This is a genomic window from Azospirillum sp. INR13, assembly GCF_015390205.1.
Classification (GTDB): domain Bacteria; phylum Pseudomonadota; class Alphaproteobacteria; order Azospirillales; family Azospirillaceae; genus Azospirillum.
The window spans coordinates 1-24845 of sequence record NZ_VUOI01000037.1; the positions used below are offsets into that span (position 1 = coordinate 1).

A 24845-nucleotide genomic window follows, 5' to 3' on the forward strand; every position below is an offset into this window, starting at 1 on the left:
CTCCAGCGCATGGCCGAAGGCGTAGTCCACGGTCAGGAAGTGCCAGCTGTCGCCCAGGATCTTCGCGCCCGCCTTGCCCATGCCCTGGGCCAGCGCATAGGTGTCGTAGGTCCAGTGGGCGGTGGTCGGCGAACAGGCCTCCCCGGTCAGCTGTGCGGCACCGCCGCCGGAGATCAGGAAGACGCGGTTCTTGCGCTTGGTGATGTCCTGCACCGCCAGGGCGACGGACGAGGTCGGGACGTCGACGATCACGTCCACCTGCTCGGTGTCGATCCACTTGTTGACCAGCGACGCGCCGATGTCCGGCTTGTTCTGGTGGTCGGCGAAGATCACCTCGACCGGCTTGCCGCCGACCTTGCCGCCCATCTCCTGCACCGCCATCCGCACCGCCTCGACCGAGCCCATGCCGGTCGGGTCGGCATAGACGCCGGTCATGTCGTTCAGGACGGCGATCTTGACCTTGTCGTCGGAGATCTGAGCCTGCGCAGCCCCGGCGATCAGTGCGGCGGAACAGACACCGGCAGCCAGAATCCAGCGTTTCATGGATTTATCCTCCCTGTTGGTTCGTTGTTCGGGTCTTCAGAAGGCGACGTTGTCGCCGCCCTTGGTCTGCAGCATCGCCCGCGCCTCCTCCGGCGTGGCGATCTCCAGGCTCAGTTCCTCCAGGATGCGGCGGATCTTGGCGACCTGCTCGGCGTTGGAGGTCGCCAGCCTGCCGCGGCCGGCATAGAGGCTGTCCTCCAGCCCGACGCGGACATTGCCGCCGAGGATGGCGCTCAGCGTGACGAAGGACATCTGGTGACGGCCGGCGGCCAGCACCGACAGGTAATAGTCGTTGCCGAACAACCGGTCGGCCGTGGCCTTCATGTGCATCAGGTTTTCCGGATCCGGGCCGATGCCGCCGAGAATCCCGAAGATGCATTGCGTGAAGAAGGGCGGCTTGACGATGCCGCGGTCGGCGAAATGCGCGAGAGTGTAGAGATGGCCGACGTCGTAGCACTCGAACTCGAACCGGGTGCCGGCGTCGCCCAGCTCGCGCATGCCGCGTTCGATCTGGGCGAAGGTGTTGGACAGGATGAAGTCGGTGGTCGACTCCAGATAAGGCTTCTCCCAGTCGTGCTTGAAGCTCTCGAATTTCGCCGCGGCGCCGGAGATGTTGAAGTTCATCGACCCCATGTTCATCGACGCCACTTCCGGCTGCGCCCGCTTGGCCGCGGCCAGCCGCTCGTCCAGCGTCATGCCCAGCCCGCCGCCGGTGGTGATGTTCAGGATGGCGGCGGTCTGCTGCTTGATGCGCGGCAGGAACTCCATGAACAGGTCCGGCGAGGGCGAGGGCTTGCCCGTCTCCGGGTCGCGGGCGTGCAGGTGGAGCATCGCCGCGCCGGCTTCCGCCGCCGCCACCGCGTCGCGGGCGATCTCGTCCGGCGTGACCGGCAGATGGGGCGACATGGTCGGCGTGTGGATGGAACCGGTCACCGCGCAGGTGATGATGACCTTGTCGGCGCGCTTCATTGGGTGTCTCCTCCCTTGTTATTCCGTGATGGCGAGTGCGGTCAGGAGCCGGTGCGCAGGGTCCGGCGTTCCTGCTGGAGCGTCTCGATCAGCGCCAGGAGCAGCCGGTCGCGCTCCTGCGCCAGATCGGCCTGGGACCGGCCGTGCAGCGCCTCCCGCATGCCGGCGGTCAGCTGGTCGCGCAGCTCCGGCGTCAGCGCCGGGGTGCCGAGATCCCGCCACCAGTCCTCCATCGCCGGGCCGATATGGTCGAGGAAATGGGACATGCCGCCCTCACCGCCGGCGAGGTTGAAGATCATGTTCGGCCCCATGATCGCCCAGCGCAGGCCCGGTCCTTCGGCGATGGCGGTGTCCACATCCTCCACGCTGGCCAGCCCGGTGGCGACCGCATGCACCGCCTCGCGCCAGAGCGCCGCCTGGAGGCGGTTGGCGAGATGGCCGGGCACCTCGCGGTTCAGGCGGATCGGGCGCTTGCCGACCGCGCGGTAGAAGGCCATCAGCCATTCGATCGTGCCGGCCGTCGTGTCCCGGCCGCCGACGACCTCGACCAGCGGGATCAGGTGCGGCGGGTTGAAGGGGTGGCCGACGGCGAAGCGCCCCGGCACGCGGCGCCCCTGCTGAAGTTCGCTCATGATCAGGCCGGAGGTGCTGGAGGCCACGATCACGACGTCGTCCAGCACCTCCTCCAGCGCGGCGTAGAGCGCGCGCTTGACGTCGTCGCGCTCCGGCGCGTTCTCCTGGACGAAGCGGGCGCCGCGCGCCGCGTCGCGCGGGTCGGTGTGGAAGCTCCACGCCTCCGGATCGGCGCCGGGGGCGAGGCCCAGCCGTTCCAGCGCCGGCCAGGATTGGGCGATCAGGCCGCGCACCACCGCTTCCGCGGCGGGATTGGGGTCGCTGACGGCGACGCTCATCCCCCTGGACAGGAACAGCGCCGCCCAGCTGGCGCCGATGGTGCCGGCACCGATGACGGCAACGCGCCCGACCGCGTCGGGATCGGGAGCCACCGGCCCCTGAAGCTCCGACCGGGTCACGGTCGGGTCAGCCACTGGATCGAGTGTCATGGTCCTCCCCGGATGTTGTGGTTTTGCCCAGGCCGTTCATCAGCAGGTCGATGCACTGGGCGGCGATATCGTGGGCGCTGAGACCGCCGTTCGGCTGGTACCAGCGGCCGATCCAGCTGAGGGCGCCCGCCACGGTGAAGGCGGCGATCTTCGGATCGCAGGGCGCGATGCAGCCCTCGGCGATGCCGCGTTCGATCAGGCGGCGGAACTTGCGGTCGATGCTGCGCTTCAGGGACCGCAGCGTGCGGCGGCTTTCCTCCGTCAACGGTTCCTCGCCGACGCGGATGACGCACATGCCGAAGTCCATGGTGACGATCTCGGCGTATTTGCGCATCACCGCGATCAGCTCCTCATAGGCGCTGCCGTCATGGCCGATCACGTCGTTCGAGGCCTCGTCGAGCATCTCCAGCCCGATGCGCACGCACTCGAAAAGGATCTCCTCCTTGTTCCTGACGTAATAGTAGATGGTCGGCTTGGTGACGTTCAGACGCCGCGCGATGTCGTCCAGCGAGGTGTTGTGATAGCCCATCTCGTTGAAGGCCCGCGCCGCCGTCCGCAGCACGGCGACGCGCTTCGCCTCCCGTTCCGTCTGGCGGTCGGATGACGCCTTCCATGGCGATTGGCTGTCCATACTGTCCTGCATCGCGTCATCACTCCGTTCCGGCACGCACCCATCCCCCTGCCTTTGCATTCCCCTCCGCTTCTGTCCATCACGCCGACAGCAGCCACAGCCGATTGACCGCCACACACACTGTTGACCGGCTTATCAATCTGCCTCATCCTACTCTCAAGTAACATGCCTTCCAACAAGTATGTTGAGGGCGCGAACAATGAGGGGAGAGGAACGCATGGACAGCATCGCCACCGCCCGCACCGACAGCATCGGCGCAGCGCTTGCCCGCAGCGCCCGGCGCAACGCCACGCGGACCGCCCTGACCTACGAAGAGCGGGACTGGAGCTTTTCCGGACTGCACCGCGCCGCGCTGCGGGTGGCCCGGCGGCTGGGCGACCTGGGCATGCGTCCCGGCGACCGGGTGGCGGCTTATGGCCGCAACTCCGACGCCTATGTGATCGCCTGGCTCGGCTGCGCCGTCGGCGGCTTCATCCATGTGCCGATCAACTACGCCCTGACCGGAGAGGAGCTGTCCTACATCGTCGAGCAGTCGGGCGCCCGCATGGTCCTGCACGACCCCGACCTCGCCGCGAACCTTGAGGGGGTGCAAGCCGCCGGCCGGGTGGAGCGGTTCGGCACGCTGACGGACGGCGATGCGAACGGCCTGGACATCCTGGCGGTGGCGCTCGACGAAACGGCCCCGGCGGAGGTCGATACGGCGGTTCGCGCCGACGACGTGGCGCAGCTTCTCTACACCTCCGGCACCACGGCGGCGCCGAAGGGCGCGATGATGACGCACGGCGCGCTGCTGGCGGAGTATCAGAGCTGCATCTACAGCTGCCGCCTCGACCAGGACGACCGCTCGCTGGCCGCCCTGCCGCTCTACCATTCGGCGCAGATGCATGTGTTCGTCATGCCGCAGCTGCTGATCGGGGCGACGACGCGGCTGATCCAGGCCCCGGCGCTGAAGCGCTGCCTGGAACTGATCGAGCGCCACGGCATCACCTCCTTCTTTGCGCCGCCGACGGTCTGGGTCGGGTTGCTGCGCCATGCCGATTTCGACGCGCACGACCTGTCCTCGCTGCGCAAGCTCTATTACGGCGCCTCGATCATGCCGGTGCCGGTGCTGCAGGAGCTGCGCCAGCGGCTGCCCGGCGCCCAGGCCTTCAACTGCTACGGCCAGAGCGAGATCGGGCCGCTCGCCACCGTCCTGCGGCCGGAGGAGCATGAGGCGCGCCCCGCCTCGGCCGGGCGTCCGGTGCTGAACGTCGAGATGCGGGTGGTCGATCCCGACATGAACGATATGCCGCCGGGCACCCATGGCGAGATCGTCCATCGCTCTCCCCAGCTGATGGTCGGCTATTGGGGCAAGGAGCAGGAAACGGCGGAGGCCTTCACCGGCGGCTGGTTCCATTCCGGCGACGTCGGCTATTTCGACGAGGAGGGCTATCTCTACATCGTCGACCGCATCAAGGACGTCATCAACACCGGCGGCGTCCTGGTCGCCAGCCGCGAGGTGGAGGAGGCGATCTACACCCATCCGGCGGTGGCGGAGGTGGCGGTGGTCGCCCTGCCCGACCCGAAATGGATCGAGGCGATCAGCGCCTTCGTCGTGCTGCGCGACGGCCAGACCGCGACGGAGGAGGAGCTGGTCGCCCATGTCCGCCAGCATCTGGCCCATTTCAAGGTGCCCAAGCGGATCGAGTTCCTCGACACCCTGCCCCGCAACACCGCCGGCAAGCTGCTGAAGCGCGAACTGCGCAAGTCCCACGGCGCCTGAGCGTCTTTTCCGATGGATAAAGCCCCTCTCCCCTTGCGGGAGAGGGCTTGGAGTGAGGGGTAGCAAATACATGGCTTCCAACGGCTTCCAGCCGCTGCACCCCTCATCCCAACCCTTCTCCCGCAAGGGGAGAAGGGCATCCGATTTGGATGTATGGCCGTTCAAGCTTCAAACGCACAAGCCCGAGCCGACCACCCGTACTCAAGGATCGAACGCGATGAACCACGCCTTCGCCGCGGGCAGCACCCGCTTGCCCGCCACTCTCCCGGAGCGCGCGTGATGGAAAGGGCAATCCGCAAGGTCGCGGTGATCGGCGCCGGGTCCATGGGATCGGGCATCGCCGCGCAGTTCGCCAACGGCGGCGTGCCGGTTCTGCTGCTCGACGTCGCCGGCCCTGAAGACGACCGTGCCGCCCCGGCCCGTGCCGGCGTGGAACGGCAGCTGAAGGCGCAGGGCTTCATGGACCCCTCCGCCGCTGAATTGGTGAGCGTCGGCTCCATCGAGGACGATCTGGCCGCCGTAGCCGACGCCGATTGGATCGTCGAGGCCGTGGTGGAGGATTTGGCGGTCAAGCGCCGGCTGTTCGCCCGGCTCGACGCGCTGCGCAAGCCGGGGCGGTGGTGTCCTCCAACACCTCCACCATCCCCGCTGGCGCAGTTGACGGAGGGAGCGTCGGAGGCTTTCCGCAGCGACTTCGTCATCACCCATTTCTTCAACCCGCCGCGCCACATGCGGCTGATGGAACTGGTCGCCGGCCCCGGCACCGCGCCGGAAGCCGCCGCGCTGGTCCGCGATGCGGCGGAGACGGTGCTGGGCAAGACCGTGGTGGACTGCCGCGACACGCCGGCCTTCATCGCCAACCGGCTGGGCTGCCATTGGATGTCGGTCGCCGCCATCGAGGCGCTGCGCCACGGCCTGACGGTGGAGCAGGCGGACGCCGTCGCCGGTGCGCCGTTCGGCGTGCCGCGCACGGGGATCTTCGGGCTGCTGGATCTCGTCGGCATCGATCTGGTGCCGCTGGTGTGGGGCAGCCTGCTGGGCGCCCTGCCCGCCGGAGATGCCCATCACCGCCATGACCTGACGGCCGAGCCGCTGATCCGACGCCTGATCGCCGAGGGCCGGATCGGCCGCAAGGCCAAGGGCGGCTTCTACCGCCTCGCCCCCGGCAGCAAGGAGCGCGAGGCGCTGAACCTCTCCACCGGGGAGTACCGTCCGCAGGTCGATGCCGGCGCGAAACCGCGATCTCGCGGCGTTGATCCGGCAGGAGGATGCGGCCGGACGCTACGCCTGGGCGGTTTTGTCCAACAGCCTCGCCTACACCGCCGCCGTGGCGGGGGAGATCGCCGACGACGTGGCGGCCATCGACACCGCCATGCGGCTCGGCTATGGCTGGGCCGAGGGGCCGTTCGCGCTGGCCGACCGGGTGGGCTGCGCCGCCATCGCCGACCGGCTGGCGGCGGAGGGGCGCGAGGTGCCGCCGCTTCTCGCCGCCGCCGCCGCTGAGGGAGGCTTCCACCGCCGCAGCGCCGCCGGGCGGGAGAGCCGCAGCACAGCCGGCGCCTGGACGTCCGTCCGCCGCCCGCCGGGCGTGCTCGACCTTGCCGAGGTGAAGGAGCGCGGGCCGCGCTTCGCCGGCAACGGGTCGGCGTCGGTGTGGGACCTGGGCGACGGCGTCGCCTGCCTGGAGTTCCACACCAAGATGAACGCCATCGACCGGGGCATCCTCGCCATGGTCGCGGAGGCGGCGGAGCGGGTGCCGGCGGATTTCCGCGCCATGGTCCTCTACAACGACAACCCGCGCGCCTTCTCCGCCGGGGCCGATCTCGGCTATTTCGTCGAGCGTCTGGAGGCGGAGGATTTCGCCGCGCTGGAACGCTTCGTCGATCAGGGGCAGGCGGCCTTCCGCGCGCTGAAGCACGCAGCCATCCCGGTGGTCGGCGCACCGGCCGGTCTGGCGGTCGGCGGCGGCTGCGAGGTGCTGCTGCATTGCGACGCCATCCAGGCCCATGCCGAGACCTATATCGGGCTGGTCGAGCTGAAGGTCGGCATCGTTCCGGGCTGGCGCGGTACGGCGGAACTGCTGCTGCGCTGGGGCCGAAGGTCCGACCGGCCCGCCGGTCCGGAAGGAACGTCTCAGGCGGCTTTCGAAACCATCGCCGGGGCGCGCATCACCGGTTCGGCGCTGGAGGCGCGGGCGCTCGGCTATCTGCGGCCGGAGGACGGCATCACCATGGGCCGCGACCGGCTGCTCGGCGACGCCAAGGCGAAGGCGGTGGCGTTGGCCGAAGGCTACCGCCCGCCCGACGTCGGCTCCGTCACCCTGCCGGGTCCGGCGGGAAGGGAGGCGTTGCAGGCCATCGTCCGGGGCTGGCGGCAGGACGGGCGGGCCAGTCCCCATGACGAACTGGTCGCGGACCGGCTGGCCGGCGTGTGCTGCGGCGGAGCCGAAACCAACCCGCAGACACCTGTCGACGAGGATGCCCTCGCCGCATTGGAACGTGAGGCCATATCCGCCCTGATCCGGGAACCGGCCACCCGCGCCCGCATCCGGCACATGCTGGACACCGGCAAACCCCTGCGGAACTGAGGAGCACCATCATGGCCGTGTATCAGCCGCCACTTCAATCCATGCGCTTCCTGGTCCATGAGGTGCTCCATGCGCCCGCCGTGCTGGCGGAGGCGGGGTGGGACGAGATGTCGGGCGACCTGTTCGACGACGTGCTGGCCCAGGCCGGACGCATCGCCGCGGAGGTCCTGTTCCCGCTCAACCGCTCCGGCGACGAGGAGGGGGTGCGCGTCGAGTCCGATGGCGTGCGCATGCCCGCCGGCTTCGCCGACGCCTACCGCGCATGGCGGGAGGGCGGCTGGAACGGGCTGGCCGGCGATCCCGCCTATGGCGGACAGGGCATGCCGGCGCTGCTCGACACGCTGGTGACGGAGATGGTGTGCAGCGCCAACCTCGCCTTCAGCATCGTGCCCGGCCTGACCCAGGGCGCCATCCGCGCCATCGCCGCCCATGCCGGCGACGCGCTGAAGGATGCCTATCTGCCGCGGATGATCTCCGGCGACTGGACCGGCGCCATGGCCCTGACCGAGCCCCATGCCGGCACCGATCTCGGCCTGCTGCGCACGCGGGCGGAGCCGGGGCCGGACGGCAGCCATCGCCTGACCGGCCAGAAGATGTTCATCTCCTCGGCCGACCACGACCTGACCGACAACCTTGTCCATCTGGTGCTGGCGCGCCTGCCCGATGCACCGCCGGGCACGCGGGGCATCAGCCTGTTCCTGGTGCCGAAGCGGCTGCCGGACGGCTCCCGCAACGGCTGGGCCGTGCTGTCGTCGGAACAGAAGATGGGCCTCCACGCCTCGCCCACCTGCGTGGTGTCCTACGACGGCGCGGTGGGCTGGATGGTGGGGCAGCCGCACCGCGGCCTGCCGGCCATGTTCACCATGATGAACCACGAACGGCTGTTCGTCGGCATCCAGGGCATCGGCGTCAGCGAATGCGCCGCACAGTCCGCCCTGGCATATGCGCGCGAGCGCGAGCAGGGCCGGGCGCCCGACGGGCCGCGCAATCCCGACCGGCCGGCCGATGCGATCATCCACCTTCCCGACGTCCGCCGCATGGTGCTGACCGCCCGCGCGCTGACCGACGCCGGCCGGGCGCTGGCCGCCTGGACCGCCCTGTGGATGGACCGCGCCCATCGCTCCGGCGACCCCTCCGTGGTGGAGGAGGCGGAGGATTGGGCGGCCCTGCTGACCCCGGTCATCAAGGCGGCCGGCACCGATTTCGGCTTCGAGGCGGCGGTGCTGGCCCAGCAGGTCATGGGCGGCCACGGCTATATCCGTGACAACGGGGTGGAGCAGCTGGTCCGCGACGTGCGGGCGACGCAGATCTATGAGGGGACGAACGGCGTCCAGGCGCTTGACCTCGTGCAGCGCAAGCTGACCCTGCATGGCGGCCGGCCGGTCGCCCGCCTGTTCGCGGCCATCGATGCGGCGGCGAGGGACCTGGAGGCCGAACCGCTCACCCGCGACATCGCCGGCCCGCTGCGCGACGCGGCGGAGCGGCTGCGTGGCGTGGTGGCATGGCTGGCGGAGGCGGGAACGCAAAGCCCCCTCGCCCCGGCAGCGGCGGCGACCGACACGCTGAGGCTGATGGCGCTGGTGACCTATGGCTGGATGTGGGGGCTGATGGCGACCGCGGCGGCACGGCGGCCGGAGGGGTACGACCAAGGCTATCTGGATGGACGGATCGGCCTCGCCCGCGTCTTCGCCGACCGCCTGCTGCCCGAGACCGCGGCGCTGGAGCTGCGTATCCGCAGCGGCCACGGCAGCCTGTTCGGCCCCGGCCTGCCGGCCGACTTGACCGGCTTGGACGGTTAGGGCCGCAACGCCTTCAGAACCAGTTCCACCATATGGGCAAGCCGCTCCTCCCGCGCCGGCTCGGCCAGCAGGTCGCGGCCGAAGATGACGGACAGGGTGTGGACGTTGGACAGGTAGAAATAGGACAGGCCGGCAATGGAGATGTAGAGCTGCACCGCATCCACCCCGGCCCTGAACACCCCCAGTTCCACCCCGCGCGCCAGCACGTCGGCGATCATCTGGACGAAGGGCGAATGCATCGACTGGACATGGGCGGACGTCCTCAGCAACTCCGCCCGGTGCAGGTTCTCGGTGTTCAGCAGGGCCATGAATTCGGGGTGATCGATGAAATACTGCCACGTGAACTCGATCAGCCGCGCGATGGCGTCGGGCGGGTCCAGCATTTCCAGGTTCAGCGTGCGTTCGGTGGCACGGATGTGGGCGTAGGCCCCCTCGAGGACCGCCAGATACAGCTCCTCCTTGTTGCCGACATGATAGTAGAGCATGCGCTTGTTGGTGCCCGCCTGCTCGGCGATGCGGTCGATGCGGGCGCCGCCCAGACCGTAGCGCGCGAACTCCTCCGTCGCGGCGGCCATGATGCGGGCCCGCGTCCCCTCCGGATCACGGGTCGCCTTGGCCGGAGCGGCGGCTCTGTTCGGTGTCGGTGCGGGTGGCACCGGCTCGGGTGCGTCGGTCAGGCTGTCCATGCGGGAAGCCGGCTCCTGCGGTACGGGTAGGGGGCGGTCTTCCCCGATGGTAGAGCGTCGGCCGGCGAATTCAAACCACGCTGCGGTGCCGGTCGACGCAGGTGTCCAGAACCTCGCCCATCGGCCGTTCCCACCAGTTGCCTTGCGAAAAGATCTCCACCTCCGACCAGCCGGCGAAACCGCTCTCCTCGACCCAGCCGCGGACGCGCGAATGTCGATGACGCCGTCGCCCATCATGCCGCGGTCGAGCAGCAGGTCGGTCGTCGGCACCAGCCAGTCGCAGACATGGAAGGCCAGCAGCCTCTCACTACCGGCACGGCGGATCTGCGCCTCCAGCTGCGGATCCCACCAGACATGATAGACGTCGACCGCCACCCCCAGCGCCCCCGACCGCACCGGATCCAGCCGGTCGCAGAGGTCGAGCGCCTGCCCCATCGTGTTCACGCAAGCGCGGTCGGCGGCATACATCGGGTGCAGCGGCTCGATCGCCAGCGGCATGCCGGCCTTGCGGGCATAGTCCAGCAGTTCGGCGATGCCGTCCTCCACCTGCGAGCGGGCCAACGCGATGTCCTTGCTGGGCGCCGATCCGGGGCGGGAATATTGCGGCAGTCCGCCGACCACCAGCACGAGGCAGACCGCCCCCAGCGCCGCCGCCTCGTCCACCGCGCGGCGGTTGTCGTCGCGCACCTCCGCCGCCTTGGACGGATCGGCCGGGAACATGCCGCCGCGGCAATAGCCGGACAGCGCCAGTTCCCCCGCCCGCACCGCCCGCAGCGTGGCGTCGAGCCCCACCGCCGCCACCTGGTCGCGCCAGGGCGAGACGGCGCGGATGCCGCGGCGGGTGCAGGCGTCGAGAATCTCCACCAGATCGCCTTGCTTGCGCACCGTGGCGGTGTTGATCGACAGCCAGCGGTGGTCAGTGGAAAAATCCCGCATCACGAAATCCCCCGCACCGCCAGCAACGCCGCCATCCGCCGGGCCGCGCGGTCGGGATCGGACAGCAGCCCGGCCTTGTCGGCCAGCCGGAACAGCTCCGCCAGATGCAGGGTGGAGCGTGTGCTCTCCTGCCCGCCGACCATGGTGAAATGGTCCTGATGGCCGTTCAGATAGGCCATGAACACGACGCCGGTCTTGTAGAAGCGGGTCGGCGCCTTGAAGATATGGCGCGACAGCGGAACGGTAGGGGCGAGGATGTCGTGGAACGCCGCCTCGTCGCCCTCGGCCAGATGGGCCAGTGCCGATGCTGCGGCCGGCGCGATGGCGTCGAAGATGCCGAGCAGCGCGTCGGAATGATGCTGCCCGTCGCCGGCGATCAGCTCGGCGTAATTGAAATCGTCCCCCGTATACATGCGCACGGCGTCCGGAAGCCGCCGCCGCATGACGATCTCCTTGTCCTTGTCGAGCAGCGAGATCTTGATGCCGTCCACCTTGGGCGCGAAAATCGCCGATGATCGACAGCGCGGTGTCCATCGCCCCGTCGATGTCGCTGGTGCCCCAATAGCCGGCCAGCGCCGGGTCGAACATGTCGCCCAGCCAATGCAGGATCACCGGACGGCGAACCTGCGACAGGATGCGGCCATAGACGCGGACGTAATCCTCCGGCCCCTTGGCGACCGCGGGCCAGCGCGCGCGACGCCATCAGGATGATGCGGCCGTCGAGGGCTTCGATGGCCTCGACCTGCTCCTCGTAGGCGCGGATCACGTCGTCGATGCCGCGGGCGTTCTCCGGCGGCAGATGGTCGGTGCCGGCGCCGCAGGCGATCACCCCGCCGCGCGCCTTGGCGGTCGACTGAGAGCGGCGGATCAGCTCCAGCGAAGTCGGCCAGTCCAACCCCATGCCGCGCTGTGCGGTGTCCATCGCCTCGGCGACGCCGAGGCCGAGGTCCCACAGATGCTCGCGGAAGGCGATGGTGCGGTCCCAGTCGATGGCGGGCGCCAGCCACGGATCGGCCTCCGCCAGCGGGTCGGCGACCATATGGGCGGCGGCGAAGGCGATGCGAGTCAGCGGCCGCTCGGTGCGGGCGGGAAAGCCGCGCGGCGGGGCGAGGGTGTAGCTCTCGATGCTGCGGTCGGGGCGGGGGAGGCGGATGGTGGGCATGGGATGGTGTTCCTAGAAAAGTCGCGGAGGCGAGCCCCCTCCCCACCCCTCTCCCGCTTCGCGGGAGAGGGGGTTGGACGCTTGGCGAGAGTTATGCAAAGGAGCGGCGGAGTTCCCTCTCCCACCGAAGGTGGGGGAGGGTTAGGGAGGGGGCATCGTCAGCCGACGCCTCACCCCCCGATCGCCGGCACATCCACCCAGCGGCGCTCGCGCCAGCTCTGCAGCGCGCATTCCACCAGCTGGACGCCCTTGGCGCCCTCGATCAGGCCGTGCTCGTACGGCGCATCCTCCACCACATGGCGGATGAAGGACTCCCACTGCACCTTGAAGCCGTTGTCGAACACGGCATTCTCCGGCACCGGCTGCCAGGTGTCGTAGAAGTCGATCGTCTGCTTCTGGTCGGGGTTCCACACCGGGCGCGGGGTGCCCTGGCGCGGCTGGATCACGCAGTCGGTCAGGCCGGCGACCGCCGAGCCGTTGGTGCCGTCGACCTGGAAGGTCACCAGATCGTCGCGATAGACCCGCGTGCACCAGGACGAATTGATGGTGGCGATCACCCCGCCCTCAAGCTCGAACATCGCATAGGGCGGCGTCGTCGGCGGTCGCCTTGTAGGGCTTGCCCGTCTCGTCCCAGCGTTCCGGGATGTGGGTGGCGCCGAGGCAGGAGATGCTCTTGACCTGCCCGAACAGGTTGTCCAGCACGTAACGCCAGTGGCAGATCATGTCGAGGATGATGCCGCCGCCATCCTCGTCCCGGTAGTTCCAGGACGGACGCTGCGCCGGCTGCCAGTCGCCCTCGAACACCCAGTAACCGAACTCGCCGCGCACCGACAGCATGCGGCCGAAGAAGCCGCTGTCGCGCAGCATGCGCAGCTTCTCCAGGCCGGGCAGGAACAGCTTGTCCTGCACCGTGCCGTTCTTCACCCCGGCCTCCGCCGCCAGCCGGACGACGCGCAACGCCTCGTCCAGATTGGTGGCGATGGGCTTCTCGCAATAGACGTGCTTGCCGGCGCGAATCGCCTTCTCCAGCAGGGTCGGCCGCATCTGGGTGGTGCCGGCATCGAAGAAGATCACGTCGTCGCGGTTTTCCAGCGCGGCGTCGAGGTTGTCGCTCCAGCGCTCGATGCCGTGGCGGCGGGCCAGCTCCTGCATCTTCTCGGCATTGCGGCCGACGAGGATCGGGTCGGGCATGACGCGCGAGCCGTCGGAGAGGGTGACGCCGCCCTGGGCGCGGATCGCCAGGATCGAGCGGATCAGGTGCTGGTTCATGCCCATCCGCCCGGTGACGCCGTGCATGATGAGGCCAAGGCGCTTGGTGCTCATGGGGGAACTCCTTCGGAAAGCGCTGATGTCGGGTTTGAAAGGGGGGACAGGCCGGACCAGTCGGGATCGGCCGCATGAGCGTATCCGGGGTGGAACAGCGGCGCCATCGGCAGCCGGCCGCTGCCGGTGGCGAGCCGGACCGTGCCGGCGGCATCGCGGGCGTAGAAACCGGGATGGGCAGCGAGGAAGGCGGCGCCCTCTTCGGGATTGTCGAAGCCCTCGCCATACTGGTGGCCGTTGCGTTCGGCATGCGGGATGCCGAGGAAGGCGACCAGCGCGGTGTCCTGCTGCACCGACAGCCCGGCCTGGCAGGTCAGGTCCTCGGCGGAGATGAAGTGCGGCGGCCCCCACGCCCCACAGCGGGCGCGGTTGAGCATCGCCTTGTACAGGCCCTTGCAGGATTTGGACGACACGCCGGGATAGCCCATGGCGCGGGCGCGCGGGAAGGCGTCGTAACCGTCGTCGACTCGTCGATGATGACCGGGATGCGTTCCGCCACCGTGCCCAGCGGCCGGGCGAGCGCCGCCTCCCGCGTGATGGGCTGCTCCAGATAGGCGAGCGCCTTGCGGAAGCCGGCCAGCGCCGGAATGGCGTCGATCCGGTCGAGAAGCTCGTCGACATGGTCCGCATCGCGATACTGCTCGTTGCCGTCCAGCGTGGCGCGGTAGCCGGGGACGGCCTCCTCAAGCACGGCGGCCAGTTCGGTGAGCCGCTCGACATCGGCGGACACGTCGCCGCCCAGCTTGATCTTGAACCAGCGCAGCGGTGAGCGCTTCAGCAGAGCGTGCAGGTCTTCCGCTTTGTCGAGCAGCCCGACCGTGTGGCGCAGTTCCACCTCTCCGAGCGGGGAAAGGCTCTTCAGGAAAGCATCCAGATCGAAACCGCCGAGGTCGGGCGTCAGCCGCGCATCCAGTCCGGCGACATTGGCGCCCAACCCCTGAAACGCGTTGAGATTCAGCACCCGCAGCAGCCCGTCGAGCACCGCCTTGTCGATCTGTGCCGGCCCGAAGGCGGCGGCCAGCTTCGGCTCCAGCGTCGGCGTGAAGGCGGCGTGATGGCCGAAGGCGGTGTCGAGGCGGCTGTCGGACAGATAAGCCTCCCGCGCATCCACCAGCGAGCGGCGCAGGCCGTCCACCGTCTGGGCCGGGCTGCGGTCCGGGCACTTGTCGAACCATTTCGGCATCATCATCTCGGCCGTCGCGCCCCAGGCCTCGCCCTGTCCTTCGACCTCGACCAAGGCGCGGGCGAAAGCCTGCGGTGCGGCCTCCACCGTCACCGCGCCGAAGCGGAACGGCTTCACGAAACGGACGGGCCGCTCGTACAGCTCGATGGCGCGGATGCGGAGACGGGGGGCGGGCATGGGATGGTCTTTCGTGGTGATGGTGACTGGCCCCCACCCTTTCCATGCTGGCGCATGGGCCCCTTCCCTCCCCCGCTGGGCAGGGGAGGGAGTATTTGCGGAGCGGCGGCAGTCTCCTCCCCCGCGATCGGACCGGCCTTTGGCCGGCCGAGGGCGGGGGAGGGTTAGGGTGGGGGTCTACCGTTGCGGCCTGATCGCGCCCCTAATCCAGATGCCCCTGCGCCGCGAAATGCTTGCGGATGGACTGGGTCAGCTGGATGAAGACCGGGTCACCCATGACGTCCAGCGTCCGTGGACGCTCCAGCGGCACCTCGTAGGTGGCGGCGATGGTGCCGGGGCGTTCCGACATCACCATCACCCGGTCGGCCAGGAACACCGCTTCGGGGATGGAGTGGGTGATCAGGATCACCGTCTTGCCGGTCTCGAACTGGATGCGCTGCAGCTCGACATTCATCCGCTCCCTGGTCATGGCGTCGAGCGCGCCGAAGGGCTCGTCCATCAGCAGGATCTTCGGGTCATGCACCAGCGCCCGGCACAGGGCGGCGCGCTGCTGCATGCCGCCCGACAGCTGCCAGGGGTATTTGTTCTCGAACCCCGTCAGCCCGGTCATCCCGATCAGCTTGTGCGCGCGCTCCAGGTAGCGCTCCCGCGGCAGGCGGCGGATTTCCACCGGCAGCATGATGTTGCGCAGCACCGACCGCCAGGCCAGCAGGGTCGGGCTCTGGAAGACGATGCCGGTGTCGTCGTGCGGCTCCGTCACCGTGTCGCCTTCGATGCTGATGGTGCCGCTGGTGACCGGCAGCAGCCCGGCCAGCATCTTCAGCAGGGTGGACTTGCCGCAGCCGGACGGGCCGACCACCACCAGGAACTCGCCCGGCCGCACGTCGAAGCTGATGGGGCGGAGCGACGGCACCTCGCCGTCGCGGGTGCGGTAGGTCTTGGTCACGCCGTCGATGCAGATCAGCGGCGCGCCGGACAGGCGTTGCGTCTCCGCTTCGCCGACCAGTTTCAACTGAGGCTGTGCCATGCTCTCCTCGTCGCTCCGTGCGGGGGCCAATGCCGGTCACTCAACGGAAGGTCATTTGGCGGCGGCGTTCATCGCCTTTGCCGCGGGGTCGGCCGGCAGGAACTCGCGGGTGTAGAAGCGCTTGGGATTCTCCTTGGCCGAGGCGTCCAGCCCGCCATATTCGACCAGCATGTCCACCGTCTCCTTCATGTTGGCGTCGGTGACCTGGAAGGGCCGCATCCCCTGCGTCTCCTTGGTGCGGTAGAGCGGAATGGTCAGTTCGAAGCCTTCCTGCAGCGTGTCGGGCTTGCCGCCCTTCGGGTTGGCCTTCAGGATGGCGGCCGCGGCGTCCTTCGGCGCCTTCTCGGCCTCTTCCACCGCCTTGGTGGTGGCGGCCATGAAGCGGCGGACGAGGTCGGGGTTGTCCTTCAGCGTGTCGGTGTTGGCGATGATGCCGGACGAGACCATGTTGACGCCGTAATCGGCGAAACGGATCGGCGTCACCGACTTGCCGGTGGCATCCTTGATCTTCATGCTCTGGTCCATGACGTAGCCCAGCAGCAGATCGGCCTGCCCGTTGATGACGGCGTTCAGCTTGGTCTGGGCATCGCCCGACACCACCTCGAAATCACGCTCCTTCAGGCCGGTCTTCTTCAGGAACAGCGGCCAGATCTGGGACATGCTGTCGCCGGGCGTCATGGCGACGATGCGGTTCCTGATGTCCTCGGGCTTGCGGATGTTCTTTTCGGTGAAGCCCATCGCGGACATCGGGCTGGTCTGCAGAAGCACGCCCGGCGAGGTCACCGGAGCGCCCTTCATCGCCGCCTTGATCATGGTCGGCACGTCGACATAGCCGAAGGTGACGCCTTTGCTGGCGACCAGCTGCGTCGTCACCGCCGAGCCGCGGCCCTCCTGGATTTCCAGGTCGATCCCTTCGGCCTCGTACAGGCCCTTGTCCTTGCCGTAGTAGAAGGGGGCGTGCTCGCCATAGACATACCAGTTCAGCATCAGCGTCACCTTGTCGGCGGCCTGCGCCGGCAGGGTGGAGGCGGCAAAGGCGCAGAGCGCCGCGACGATTGTTTTCTTCATCACGACCGGTGTCCTCCCATGGGTGGTGGATCGCCCCGCCGGCCTGCGCGGTGCGGCGTCGGGGTTCTTGTCGGTGAATGGATTTCGGAACTGCGTTTCGGACCTGGTAGCGTCGGTCTGCATCAGGCACGCCTCTCGGCCGTCATTCCCGCGAAGGCGGGAATCCATCCGTTTCGGCCGCTTGATTGCGGAGTCTCCTGGATCCCCGCCTTCGCGGGGATGACGGCCGACAATTGCCGCTAAAAACTCATAACCTCTCAGCCGGTGGGGCTGAACTTGTCGCGCTGGCTGGCGTGCCAGGGGATGGCGAAGCGTTCCAGCACATCGATGACCCAGAACAGCACCACGCCCATCAATGCCAGCACGGTCAGCGCCGCGAACATCAAGGGCAGTTCGAAATTGCCGATGGAGCGTTGCAGGACGAAGCCGATGCCGGAGTTGGAGCCGACGAACTCGCCGACCACCGCCCCCACCACCGCCAGGGTGATGGAGACCTTCAGGCCCGCGAAGATCGCCGGCAGCGCATGCGGCAGGCTTACCATCCGGAAGGTCTGCAGCCGCGACGCCTTCATCGAGCGGGCAAGGTCCATCATCTCGCCGTCCACCGACTTGAAGCCCTGGACCGCCGAGACGACGACGGGGAAGAAGCCCAGCAGGAAGGCGGCGATCACCTTCGGCATCAGGCCGAAGCCGAACCACACCACGAACAGCGGCGCGATGGCGACCTTGGGGATCGACTGCGAGAAGACCAGCAGCGGGTAGACATAGGCCTCCACCGTGCGCGATCCGGCGATCAGCATCGCGATGGGAATGCCGAACAGAACCGACAGCGCGAAGCCGCCCAGCGTCGCCGTGAAGGTGGGGACGGATTCGGACAGCAGCCGCGGCCATTCGTCGATCATCGCCAGCACGACGTCGCCGGGCTTCGGCACCAGATAGGCGGGCACGCCGAACAGCCGGACCGACAGATCCCACAGAACCAGCAGGATGACCATCAGCAGGATGGGGCGGACCCAGTCGGAATTGAGCAGGCGCAGTGCTGCGCCCGAGCGTGAGCGACGTTCCATGCGTCTTCTCCGGCCGGCGGGCTCGGGCGGCCGAAGGAGCGGCCGCGGTGTTTTAACCGGCTGGTTAAAAGTACGCCTGCGCCGCCCTCCCGGTCAACGCTTACAATGGTGGTAGCGGATTATTTTGTGCACCAACAGCTTGCCGGCGGCGGCCTGGATTTCGGGAAGCTCGGCCTTTCCCATTTCTACAACTCCGACACTCAAGCCTATGCGTAAAATCCTAGAGCGTGCTTAATAAATCTTTAGGAAAGATGACCCAGCGTGACTGAAGAAAGCTCGCGGTCTTCTTCCGTATCCATCAGACGATTCTCATCTCAGCGAAGCGCATCCAATGCGGAACCTCGAAATGAATGTCATTACATTTACCCGCTCCCAAAATTCTCTGGCTTGTGGGGAACAGAATAATCCCGGATTTTCTGCAATTAATCTGAAGTTGCATTCTTTGCGTAAACCCATGTCGGGGCAAGGTGCGCAGTCATGACACAGGAAGAAGCCCGGCTGGACGCGCTTCGCGAACTGAACCTGCTGGATACGGCGCCAAGTGAGAGCTTCGATCGCATCACCCGCATGGCAAGCCAGCTGTTCGGCCTGCCGATCGCCGCCGTTTCGCTGACCGACAGGGACCGGCAATGGTTCAAGTCACGTGTCGGCGTCGACCACTGGCAGATTCCGCGTGAAAAGGCCCCCTGCGGCCAAGTCGCGGAAAGCTGCGACGTTCTGGTCATTCCCGACTTCGACAAGGACGAGTGTTACCGGGACAGTCTTCTGGCCCGGTCCGGCATCCGGTTTTATGCTGGCGCTCCTCTGATCACCCGCGAAGGACACACGCTCGGTGCGATGTGCGTGCTCGGTACGGAGCCGCGCGCGATCACCAGCCAGGAAACGGCGGCACTCAAGGATCTTGCCGCGATGGTCATGGCGCAGATCGAACTGCAGCATGCCCTGGGACGGATCGATCCGGTCAGCGGCCTGCCGAACCGCACGCAGTTCATCGAAGACATCGAGGATCTCGCACGGGATCATCCGGGGGAGCAGCGCTATGCCATCCTGGTCGATCTGATCGACGTCGCCCAGCACACCGCCACGCTCCGCGCCATCGGCCCGGCCTTCACCGATGACCTCTTGCGGGCGGCCACCCGGCGTCTGCGGCGCGTGGTCGGTCCTGAAACCAGGATCTATCAGATCGGCACGACCCACCTCGGCTATCTGCCGCCCGTCATGGGCGAACAGGAAATGATGGCGGCCGCCGCCAGTATACCGACCGAGTTGGGCAATGTGACCGGCGCGCAGGAAACGCCCGTGGTGATCCGCGCGGCCATCGGCGTGGCTCCGTTCCAACTGGGCACGGACACCCCCCAACATGTCCTGCGGATGGCCTACAGCGCTCTGCAGGATGCCCGCGAGGCGGACAGAGGGGTCGGCATCTATTCCGCGTCGCTCGACGACGCGCATCGCCGGCGCTTCCAGCTGCTGGCCGACTTTCCGCAAGCGCTCTCCGCGGCCGACCAGTTGTCCCTCGTCTTTCAGCCGCGCGTGGACATCCCGACCGGCGGATGCGTCGGTGCGGAGGCGCTGCTGCGCTGGTCCCATCCCGTTCTCGGCGCGATCCCGCCCGGGGAATTCGTCCCTGTCATCGAGCAGACCGCTCTCGCCGACGGCATGACCGAGTGGGTCGCCCGCACCGCGCTGTCACAGCTGGCGGCGTGGCGAACCGCAGGCATCGATCTGACGCTTTCCATCAACATCTCGGCATCGAACCTGGACCGACAGGATTTTCCTGCCCGCCTCGCTGGCCTGGCCAAGCAGTGTGACGTTCAACCGGATCGCATCGAGCTGGAACTGACCGAAAGCGCCATTCTCCGCAATGGCGAAAACGCTTTGCAAAGGATGGAAGAGCTGAGATCGACAGGCTTTGGAATTGCGATCGACGATTTCGGAACGGGATACAGCAGCCTGTCCTACCTTGAGAAGATCCCGGCGGACGTGGTGAAGATCGATCGTTCCTTCATCCAGGGACTTGGCGATCAGGACCGCAGCCTTACGCTGGTAAGCGCCATGATTTCCCTGATCCATCAGCTGGGTTATCGGGTCGTCGCCGAAGGCGTGGAGAGCCACACGGCTTTGGACATGCTGTCCGAACTGGGATGCGACGAAGTCCAGGGCTACCATATCGCGCGCCCGATGACGGCGACGGCGTTCGAGCGCTGGCTGCGCGATCACTCGCGAGCTGCGGCCTGACAACCGTGGGGAGACAGCGTCCGAGGAGTCACGACGCCGCCCTTCCCACCATCATCCATCAGGCCGTCCTTCAGGCTGAAACCCGCTGCCAGCCCAGCCGCTTGTAGCGCGCTTCCAGAATGGTCGGCGTCGCGCAGGCGTAGCCGAACCAGAGCCCCAGCAACATGAGGGCTCCGCTGGGCCAAAGCAGCAGGGCGATGACGGTCAGAACCGCGTGGATCGCGCTGTGCATCCACTCGCCCTTGGACGCGAAATAGAACGGTCCGCCCAGGAACGCCCAGACCCCGGACCTGTTGGACACCGCTTCCGTCTGGCCGGTCTCGGGGTTTTGGAAGATCGTGGCTGATGACGGCGATGCCATGTTCGTCTCCTTGGCTTGCCGGACCCAGTCTGGACGACGGTCGCCGCACCCGTCGCATCCAGTGGCAGGCTTTCCCGCATGGTGGACAATCGGGCGCCACGATGGCCGCTCGTCAGACCCCGGCCGCGCTTTCCTCGTTTCCGGTTCCGCGCAGGACCTCCAGGAATCGCTCCAGCACCAGATTCGGCTGGGCCCCCTTCTTCGTCACCACCTGAAACTCCAGGGCATGATGGTAGGTGTCGGGCAGCAGCGCCCGCATCATGCCGCGCTCGACCCATCGCCGCGCGTAATGGGTGGGCAGAAAGCCGACATAGCATCCGGTGAGGATCAGGAAGGCCACCCCCTCGCGGTCGGTCGCCGTCGCGGTGTTGTTCAGCTCATGGGGAAGCTGCGCCTGGGTCGGCGCCACGGCGTCGGCGGCCTCGACCGCCTCCGGCGTCACCGCTGCGTCGGGACGGTCGAACAGCGGATGACCGTCGCCGCAATAGAGCAGGGATTCCTCCTGGTAGAGCGGAAGGCCGGCCAGTCCCGGCAGCCCCCGGCGGACCGGTACGACGCCGACGTGCAACTGCCCATCCAGCACGCCGCGCTCGATCTCGTTGGGTGGGATCATGCGGATGTTGACGCGAACCTCCGGCGCCAGTTGCTTCAGGCTGCGCAGGGCGTGGGTCACCCGCATCTGCGGCATGGTGACGAGGTTGTCGGTGATGCCGATGTTCAGTTCGCCGCGCAGACGGCCGTGAACGGTGGCGATCTCGCTGCGGAAGCTCTCGGTGCTGGCCAGCAGGCGCAGGCTCGCCTCATAGGCCAGATGCCCTTCGTCGGTCAGCCGGAAACCCGCCCGCCCGCGCCGGCAGAGCGTCAGGCCGAGCCGCCGTTCGAGATCCGCCATGTGCTGGCTGATCGCCGCCCGGCTGATGTTCAACTCCACCTCGGCAGCGGAAAAGCCGCCGCACTCCACCACCGTCCGGAAAACACGCAGCAGGCGGATGTCGGCATCGCCGATCGGGGCCAGGGACCGGGTGGGGGACCGGGTGGGCTTGCTCATGCTGGGACCATGGTGTCGGGGCAAGATAGTTAAGCGCTGGGTTATGTGAAGTTCTTATAGTTTGGATTTAATCGCAACCGGGAAGCGCGCACACTCGTCGCTGACAGCGCCCCTGACAGACGCGGCCTCTAACAGAAGCGGGAGAACAGCGGATGGCCCCCCTGGACAACGATCATTCCCAGTCGCTCGGCAAGGCTGCCGGACTGACGCGCGAGGAACTCGACGCCTATTGGATGCCGTTCAGCGGCAACCGTCAGTTCAAGAACAACCCGCGCATGATCGTGAAGGCGGAGGGGACCTGGTACTGGGATGCCGAAGGACGCAAGATCTACGACAGCCTGTCCGGCCTGTGGTGCAGCGGCGCCGGCCATTGCCGCCGCGAGATTTCGGAGGCGGTGGCCCGCCAGATCGCGGAGCTGGATTACAGCCCGGCCTTCCAGCACGGGCACCCGGCCGCCTTCAAGCTGGCGCACAAACTGGCGTCGATGACCCCGGCCGGCCTCGACCATGTCTTCTTCGTCGGTTCGGGCTCGGAGGCCGCCGACACCTCGCTGAAGATGGCGCGGGCCTATTGGCGGATGAAGGGCCAGCCGGCCAAGACCAAGCTGATCGGCCGGTCGAAGGGCTATCACGGCGTCAACTTCGGCGGCACCAGCCTGGGCGGCATCGGCGGCAACCGCAAGCTGTTCGGCACCGGCGTCGATGCCGACCACCTGCCCCACACCTTGCTGCCGCAGAACCTGTTCGCGAAGGGCATGCCGGAGGAAGGCGCCTTCCTGGCCGACGCGCTGGAGGAACTGGTGGCGCTGCATGACGCCTCCAACATCGCCGCCGTGATCGTCGAACCGCTGGCCGGCTCGGCCGGCGTGCTGCCGCCACCGAAGGGCTATCTGCAGCGGCTGCGCGAGATCTGCGACAAGCATTCCATCCTGCTGATCTTCGACGAGGTCATCACCGGCTTCGGCCGCATGGGCGCCCCCTTCGGCGCCGATGCCTTCGGCGTGGTGCCCGATATCATGAACGTCGCCAAGGGCCTAACCAACGGCGCCGTCCCGATGGGGGCCGTCGTGGCGAAGCGCGACATCTACCAGGCCTTCATGGACAATGGCGGGCCGGACTACATGGTGGAGTTCCCGCACGGCTACACCTATTCCGCCCATCCGGTCGCCTGTGCCGCCGGTCTGGCCGCGCTCGACATCTTCGAGCGGGAGAAGCTGTGGGAAAAGGCGGCTGCGCTGGCGCCGCATTTCGAAAACCTGATCCATGGGCTGAAGGGGCTGAAGCACGTCGCCGACATCCGCAACTACGGCCTGACCGGCGCCGTCACCATCGCCCCGCTTCCGGGCGAGCCGGCCCGCCGGCCCTACGAGATCGGCGAGAAGTGCTGGAAGGCCGGCTACTACGTGCGCTTCGGCGGCGACACGCTCCAGTTCGGCCCGCATTTCCACAGCGAACCCGCCGACCTCGACCGCCTGTTCAACGTCGTCGCCGACGCCATCCAGACGACCGCGTAAGGGCGACCCCGCTGCCCCCTCCCTCCCCCGCCCTCGGTCGGCCGAAGGCCGATCCGATCGCGGGAGAGGGAGGATTCGCATAACGGCAGCAGTTCCCTCTCCCACCGCAGGTGGGGGAGGGTTAGGGAGGGGGCACTCGCACTCCACATTCCCCACTCCATAATCTCCCTCAGGAAAGCCACCATGACCATCGTTGCCCACCTGATCGGCGGCAAGACTGACGCGCCCGCCGGCACCCGCACCGCCGACATCGTCAATCCCGCCACCGGCGACGTGGCGGGTCAGGTCGCCCTGGCGTCGCGTGCCACGGTGGAAGAGGCCATCGCCGCCGCCGAGGCCGCGTTTCCGGCCTGGCGCGCCACGCCGCCGGCCAAGCGTGCCCGCGTCATGTTCCGCTTCAAGCAGTTGCTGGAGGAGAATGCCGACCGCATCTGCGCGCTGATCACAGCGGAGCACGGCAAGGTCCTGGACGACGCCTTCGGCGAACTGACCCGCGGCATCGAGAATGTCGAATATGCCTGCGGCGTGCCGGAGTTGCTGAAGGGCGAGTTCTCCAAGAATGTCGGGCCGGCCATCGACAGCTGGTCGGAGTTCCAGCCGCTGGGCGTCGTTGCCGGCATCACGCCGTTCAATTTCCCGGCGATGGTTCCGCTGTGGATGTACCCCATCGCCATCGCCTGCGGGAACACCTTCGTCCTGAAGCCGTCGGAGCGCGACCCAAGCTCCGCCCTCTACATCGCCCAACTGGCGCTGGAGGCCGGGCTGCCGCCGGGCGTGCTGAACGTCGTCAACGGCGACAAGGAGGCGGTGGACACGCTGCTGACCGATCCGCGGGTGCAGGGCGTCAGCTTCGTCGGATCCACGCCGATCGCAGAGTATGTCTATTCGACCGCCAGCGCAAAGGGCAAGCGGGTGCAGGCGCTGGGCGGGGCCAAGAACCACGCCATCGTCATGCCCGACGCCGATTTGGACAACGCGGTCAGCGCGCTGATGGGTGCGGCCTACGGCTCCTGCGGCGAGCGCTGCATGGCGATCTCCGTCGTGGTGGCGGTGGGCGACGAGGTGGCCGACCGGCTGAAGGACAAGCTGTCCGTGGCGCTGCGCGACCTGAAGGTCGGCGCCGGCACCTCGGCCGGCTGCGAGATGGGACCGCTGGTCACCCGCGCCCATCATGACAAGGTGAAGGCCTATGTCAACCGGGGCGTCGCCGAGGGGGCGGAACTGGTGGTGGACGGGCGCGGTCTGGTGGTGCCGGGTCATGAGAACGGCAACTTCCTGGGCGGCTGCCTGTTCGACCGCGTCACCCCGGACATGACCATCTACCGCGAGGAGATCTTCGGCCCGGTCCTCTGCCTCGTCCGGGTCAAGTCGATGCAGGAGGGCATGGACCTGATCGACGCCCACGAGTACGGCAACGGCACCTGCCTGTTCACCCGCGACGGCGAGGCCGCCCGCTATTTCGGCGACATGATCAAGGTCGGCATGGTCGGCATCAACGTGCCGCTGCCGGTGCCGGTCGCCTACCACAGCTTCGGCGGCTGGAAGCGGTCGCTGTTCGGCGATCTGTCGGCCTATGGTCCGGACGGCGTGCGCTTCTACACCCGGCGCAAAACCATCACCCAGCGCTGGCCGACCGGCGGCGTCCGCGAAGGCGCCCAGTTCTCCTTTCCATCCATGAAGTAAAGCAACTTTGGCTGTCCGAC

At 67.8% G+C, this 24845-nt stretch carries 21 protein-coding genes and 1 pseudogene; 7 read left to right on the forward strand and 15 right to left on the reverse strand.

Features of this window, described 5'->3' with window-relative positions:
- The 4 genes from F1643_RS19080 to F1643_RS19095 all read right to left on the reverse strand — a co-directional run.
- Positions 1 to 543: ABC transporter substrate-binding protein (locus tag F1643_RS19080; protein WP_194914818.1), on the reverse strand; the 543-nt coding region annotated here is incomplete at its 3' end.
- A gap of 36 nt (positions 544 to 579) precedes the next feature.
- Positions 580 to 1512: a 3-keto-5-aminohexanoate cleavage protein gene (locus tag F1643_RS19085; RefSeq protein WP_194914819.1), complete on the reverse strand. Its 933-nt coding sequence runs from the start codon at positions 1510 to 1512 to the stop codon at positions 580 to 582.
- A gap of 41 nt (positions 1513 to 1553) precedes the next feature.
- The gene (locus tag F1643_RS19090; protein ID WP_194914822.1) at positions 1554 to 2573 is read right to left on the reverse strand and encodes a 3-hydroxyacyl-CoA dehydrogenase NAD-binding domain-containing protein; all 1020 of its coding nucleotides are present in this window, start codon (positions 2571 to 2573) and stop codon (positions 1554 to 1556) included.
- A complete protein-coding gene (locus tag F1643_RS19095) occupies positions 2551 to 3216 on the reverse strand; it encodes a TetR/AcrR family transcriptional regulator (RefSeq protein ID WP_194914823.1) in 666 nt (221 codons plus the stop codon). The genes F1643_RS19090 and F1643_RS19095 overlap by 23 nt, the downstream gene beginning before the upstream one ends.
- Positions 3217 to 3421: 205 nt before the next feature.
- On the opposite strand from F1643_RS19095, the gene F1643_RS19100 reads away from it, so the two are divergent.
- The 4 genes from F1643_RS19100 (at position 3422) to F1643_RS19110 (ending at position 9352) form a co-directional block, all read left to right on the forward strand.
- Positions 3422 to 4966 (forward strand): fatty acyl-CoA synthetase, encoded by a 1545-nt coding sequence (locus tag F1643_RS19100; RefSeq protein WP_194914825.1) that lies wholly within the window; start codon positions 3422 to 3424, stop codon positions 4964 to 4966.
- Positions 4967 to 5245: 279 nt separating this feature from the next.
- Positions 5246 to 6469 (forward strand): 3-hydroxyacyl-CoA dehydrogenase family protein, encoded by a 1224-nt coding sequence (locus tag F1643_RS25120; RefSeq protein WP_370540708.1) that lies wholly within the window; start codon positions 5246 to 5248, stop codon positions 6467 to 6469.
- Between the two features lie 226 nt (positions 6470 to 6695).
- Positions 6696 to 7553 carry an enoyl-CoA hydratase/isomerase family protein gene (locus F1643_RS25125; RefSeq protein WP_370540710.1) on the forward strand — a complete coding sequence of 286 codons (858 nt, stop codon included), beginning with the start codon at positions 6696 to 6698 and terminating at the stop codon, positions 7551 to 7553.
- An 11-nt stretch (positions 7554 to 7564) separates the two neighbouring features.
- Positions 7565 to 9352 (forward strand): acyl-CoA dehydrogenase C-terminal domain-containing protein, encoded by a 1788-nt coding sequence (locus F1643_RS19110; protein WP_194914827.1) that lies wholly within the window; start codon positions 7565 to 7567, stop codon positions 9350 to 9352.
- Here F1643_RS19110 and F1643_RS23985 read toward each other — a convergent pair.
- The 9 genes and pseudogenes from F1643_RS23985 to F1643_RS19150 all read right to left on the reverse strand — a co-directional run bounded on the left by F1643_RS23985 (position 9349) and on the right by F1643_RS19150 (position 17981).
- Positions 9349 to 10974 (reverse strand): TIM barrel protein, encoded by a 1626-nt coding sequence (locus tag F1643_RS23985; protein ID WP_255543048.1) that lies wholly within the window; start codon positions 10972 to 10974, stop codon positions 9349 to 9351. The genes F1643_RS19110 and F1643_RS23985 overlap by 4 nt on opposite strands.
- Positions 10974 to 12136: pseudogene (locus tag F1643_RS19125) on the reverse strand (dihydrodipicolinate synthase family protein). The gene F1643_RS23985 and the pseudogene F1643_RS19125 overlap by 1 nt, the downstream one beginning before the upstream one ends.
- Positions 12137 to 12306: 170 nt before the next feature.
- A complete protein-coding gene (locus tag F1643_RS23990; RefSeq protein ID WP_255543049.1) occupies positions 12307 to 12714 on the reverse strand; it encodes a Gfo/Idh/MocA family oxidoreductase in 408 nt (135 codons plus the stop codon).
- Positions 12701 to 13459, reverse strand: coding sequence for a Gfo/Idh/MocA family protein (locus F1643_RS19130; RefSeq protein WP_255543050.1), 759 nt, complete (start codon positions 13457 to 13459; stop codon positions 12701 to 12703). The genes F1643_RS23990 and F1643_RS19130 overlap by 14 nt, the downstream gene beginning before the upstream one ends.
- Positions 13456 to 13836, reverse strand: a complete 381-nt coding sequence (locus F1643_RS23995) for a hypothetical protein (RefSeq protein ID WP_255543051.1) — start codon at positions 13834 to 13836, stop codon at positions 13456 to 13458. Before F1643_RS23995 ends, F1643_RS19130 begins: the two co-directional genes overlap by 4 nt.
- Positions 13773 to 14819 carry a hypothetical protein gene (locus tag F1643_RS19135; protein WP_255543052.1) on the reverse strand — a complete coding sequence of 349 codons (1047 nt, stop codon included), beginning with the start codon at positions 14817 to 14819 and terminating at the stop codon, positions 13773 to 13775. The genes F1643_RS23995 and F1643_RS19135 overlap by 64 nt, the downstream gene beginning before the upstream one ends.
- A 202-nt stretch (positions 14820 to 15021) precedes the next feature.
- On the reverse strand, positions 15022 to 15846 hold the full coding sequence (locus tag F1643_RS19140; protein ID WP_194914830.1) for an ABC transporter ATP-binding protein: 825 nt from the start codon (positions 15844 to 15846) through the stop codon (positions 15022 to 15024).
- A gap of 51 nt (positions 15847 to 15897) precedes the next feature.
- Positions 15898 to 16914, reverse strand: coding sequence for an ABC transporter substrate-binding protein (locus F1643_RS19145; RefSeq protein ID WP_194914831.1), 1017 nt, complete (start codon positions 16912 to 16914; stop codon positions 15898 to 15900).
- 257 nt (positions 16915 to 17171) lie between these two features.
- Positions 17172 to 17981, reverse strand: a complete 810-nt coding sequence (locus tag F1643_RS19150; protein WP_194914832.1) for an ABC transporter permease — start codon at positions 17979 to 17981, stop codon at positions 17172 to 17174.
- Between the two features lie 477 nt (positions 17982 to 18458).
- On the opposite strand from F1643_RS19150, the gene F1643_RS19155 reads away from it, so the two are divergent.
- Positions 18459 to 20219 (forward strand): GGDEF and EAL domain-containing protein, encoded by a 1761-nt coding sequence (locus F1643_RS19155; RefSeq protein ID WP_194914833.1) that lies wholly within the window; start codon positions 18459 to 18461, stop codon positions 20217 to 20219.
- Positions 20220 to 20289: 70 nt separating this feature from the next.
- Here F1643_RS19155 and F1643_RS19160 read toward each other — a convergent pair whose 3' ends face one another.
- Positions 20290 to 20580: a DUF2628 domain-containing protein gene (locus F1643_RS19160; protein WP_149226533.1), complete on the reverse strand. Its 291-nt coding sequence runs from the start codon at positions 20578 to 20580 to the stop codon at positions 20290 to 20292.
- Between the two features lie 112 nt (positions 20581 to 20692).
- Positions 20693 to 21628: a LysR family transcriptional regulator gene (locus F1643_RS19165; protein WP_194914834.1), complete on the reverse strand. Its 936-nt coding sequence runs from the start codon at positions 21626 to 21628 to the stop codon at positions 20693 to 20695.
- A gap of 152 nt (positions 21629 to 21780) precedes the next feature.
- Here F1643_RS19165 and F1643_RS19170 point away from each other — a divergent pair, with 152 nt between their 5' ends.
- Positions 21781 to 23142: an aspartate aminotransferase family protein gene (locus F1643_RS19170; protein WP_194914836.1), complete on the forward strand. Its 1362-nt coding sequence runs from the start codon at positions 21781 to 21783 to the stop codon at positions 23140 to 23142.
- A 183-nt stretch (positions 23143 to 23325) separates the two neighbouring features.
- On the forward strand, positions 23326 to 24825 hold the full coding sequence (locus F1643_RS19175) for a CoA-acylating methylmalonate-semialdehyde dehydrogenase (protein WP_194914838.1): 1500 nt from the start codon (positions 23326 to 23328) through the stop codon (positions 24823 to 24825).
- Positions 24826 to 24845 lie beyond the last annotated feature (20 nt).

What these genes read in the sequence shown, in the direction of transcription:
- F1643_RS19085 (WP_194914819.1), bottom strand. Translation starts at nt 1,512, where the DNA reads ATGAAGCGCGCCGACAAGGTCATCATCACCTGCGCGGTGACCGGTTCC.
- F1643_RS19090 (WP_194914822.1), bottom strand. Translation starts at nt 2,573, where the DNA reads ATGACACTCGATCCAGTGGCTGACCCGACCGTGACCCGGTCGGAGCTT.
- F1643_RS19095 (WP_194914823.1), bottom strand. Translation starts at nt 3,216, where the DNA reads ATGCAGGACAGTATGGACAGCCAATCGCCATGGAAGGCGTCATCCGAC.
- F1643_RS19100 (WP_194914825.1), top strand. Translation starts at nt 3,422, where the DNA reads ATGGACAGCATCGCCACCGCCCGCACCGACAGCATCGGCGCAGCGCTT.
- F1643_RS25120 (WP_370540708.1), top strand. Translation starts at nt 5,246, where the DNA reads ATGGAAAGGGCAATCCGCAAGGTCGCGGTGATCGGCGCCGGGTCCATG.
- F1643_RS25125 (WP_370540710.1), top strand. Translation starts at nt 6,696, where the DNA reads ATGGTCGCGGAGGCGGCGGAGCGGGTGCCGGCGGATTTCCGCGCCATG.
- F1643_RS19110 (WP_194914827.1), top strand. Translation starts at nt 7,565, where the DNA reads ATGGCCGTGTATCAGCCGCCACTTCAATCCATGCGCTTCCTGGTCCAT.
- F1643_RS23985 (WP_255543048.1), bottom strand. Translation starts at nt 10,974, where the DNA reads ATGCGGGATTTTTCCACTGACCACCGCTGGCTGTCGATCAACACCGCC.
- F1643_RS23990 (WP_255543049.1), bottom strand. Translation starts at nt 12,714, where the DNA reads ATGTTCGAGCTTGAGGGCGGGGTGATCGCCACCATCAATTCGTCCTGG.
- F1643_RS19130 (WP_255543050.1), bottom strand. Translation starts at nt 13,459, where the DNA reads ATGAGCACCAAGCGCCTTGGCCTCATCATGCACGGCGTCACCGGGCGG.
- F1643_RS23995 (WP_255543051.1), bottom strand. Translation starts at nt 13,836, where the DNA reads ATGCTCAACCGCGCCCGCTGTGGGGCGTGGGGGCCGCCGCACTTCATC.
- F1643_RS19135 (WP_255543052.1), bottom strand. Translation starts at nt 14,819, where the DNA reads ATGCCCGCCCCCCGTCTCCGCATCCGCGCCATCGAGCTGTACGAGCGG.
- F1643_RS19140 (WP_194914830.1), bottom strand. Translation starts at nt 15,846, where the DNA reads ATGGCACAGCCTCAGTTGAAACTGGTCGGCGAAGCGGAGACGCAACGC.
- F1643_RS19145 (WP_194914831.1), bottom strand. Translation starts at nt 16,914, where the DNA reads ATGAAGAAAACAATCGTCGCGGCGCTCTGCGCCTTTGCCGCCTCCACC.
- F1643_RS19150 (WP_194914832.1), bottom strand. Translation starts at nt 17,981, where the DNA reads ATGGAACGTCGCTCACGCTCGGGCGCAGCACTGCGCCTGCTCAATTCC.
- F1643_RS19155 (WP_194914833.1), top strand. Translation starts at nt 18,459, where the DNA reads ATGACACAGGAAGAAGCCCGGCTGGACGCGCTTCGCGAACTGAACCTG.
- F1643_RS19160 (WP_149226533.1), bottom strand. Translation starts at nt 20,580, where the DNA reads ATGGCATCGCCGTCATCAGCCACGATCTTCCAAAACCCCGAGACCGGC.
- F1643_RS19165 (WP_194914834.1), bottom strand. Translation starts at nt 21,628, where the DNA reads ATGAGCAAGCCCACCCGGTCCCCCACCCGGTCCCTGGCCCCGATCGGC.
- F1643_RS19170 (WP_194914836.1), top strand. Translation starts at nt 21,781, where the DNA reads ATGGCCCCCCTGGACAACGATCATTCCCAGTCGCTCGGCAAGGCTGCC.
- F1643_RS19175 (WP_194914838.1), top strand. Translation starts at nt 23,326, where the DNA reads ATGACCATCGTTGCCCACCTGATCGGCGGCAAGACTGACGCGCCCGCC.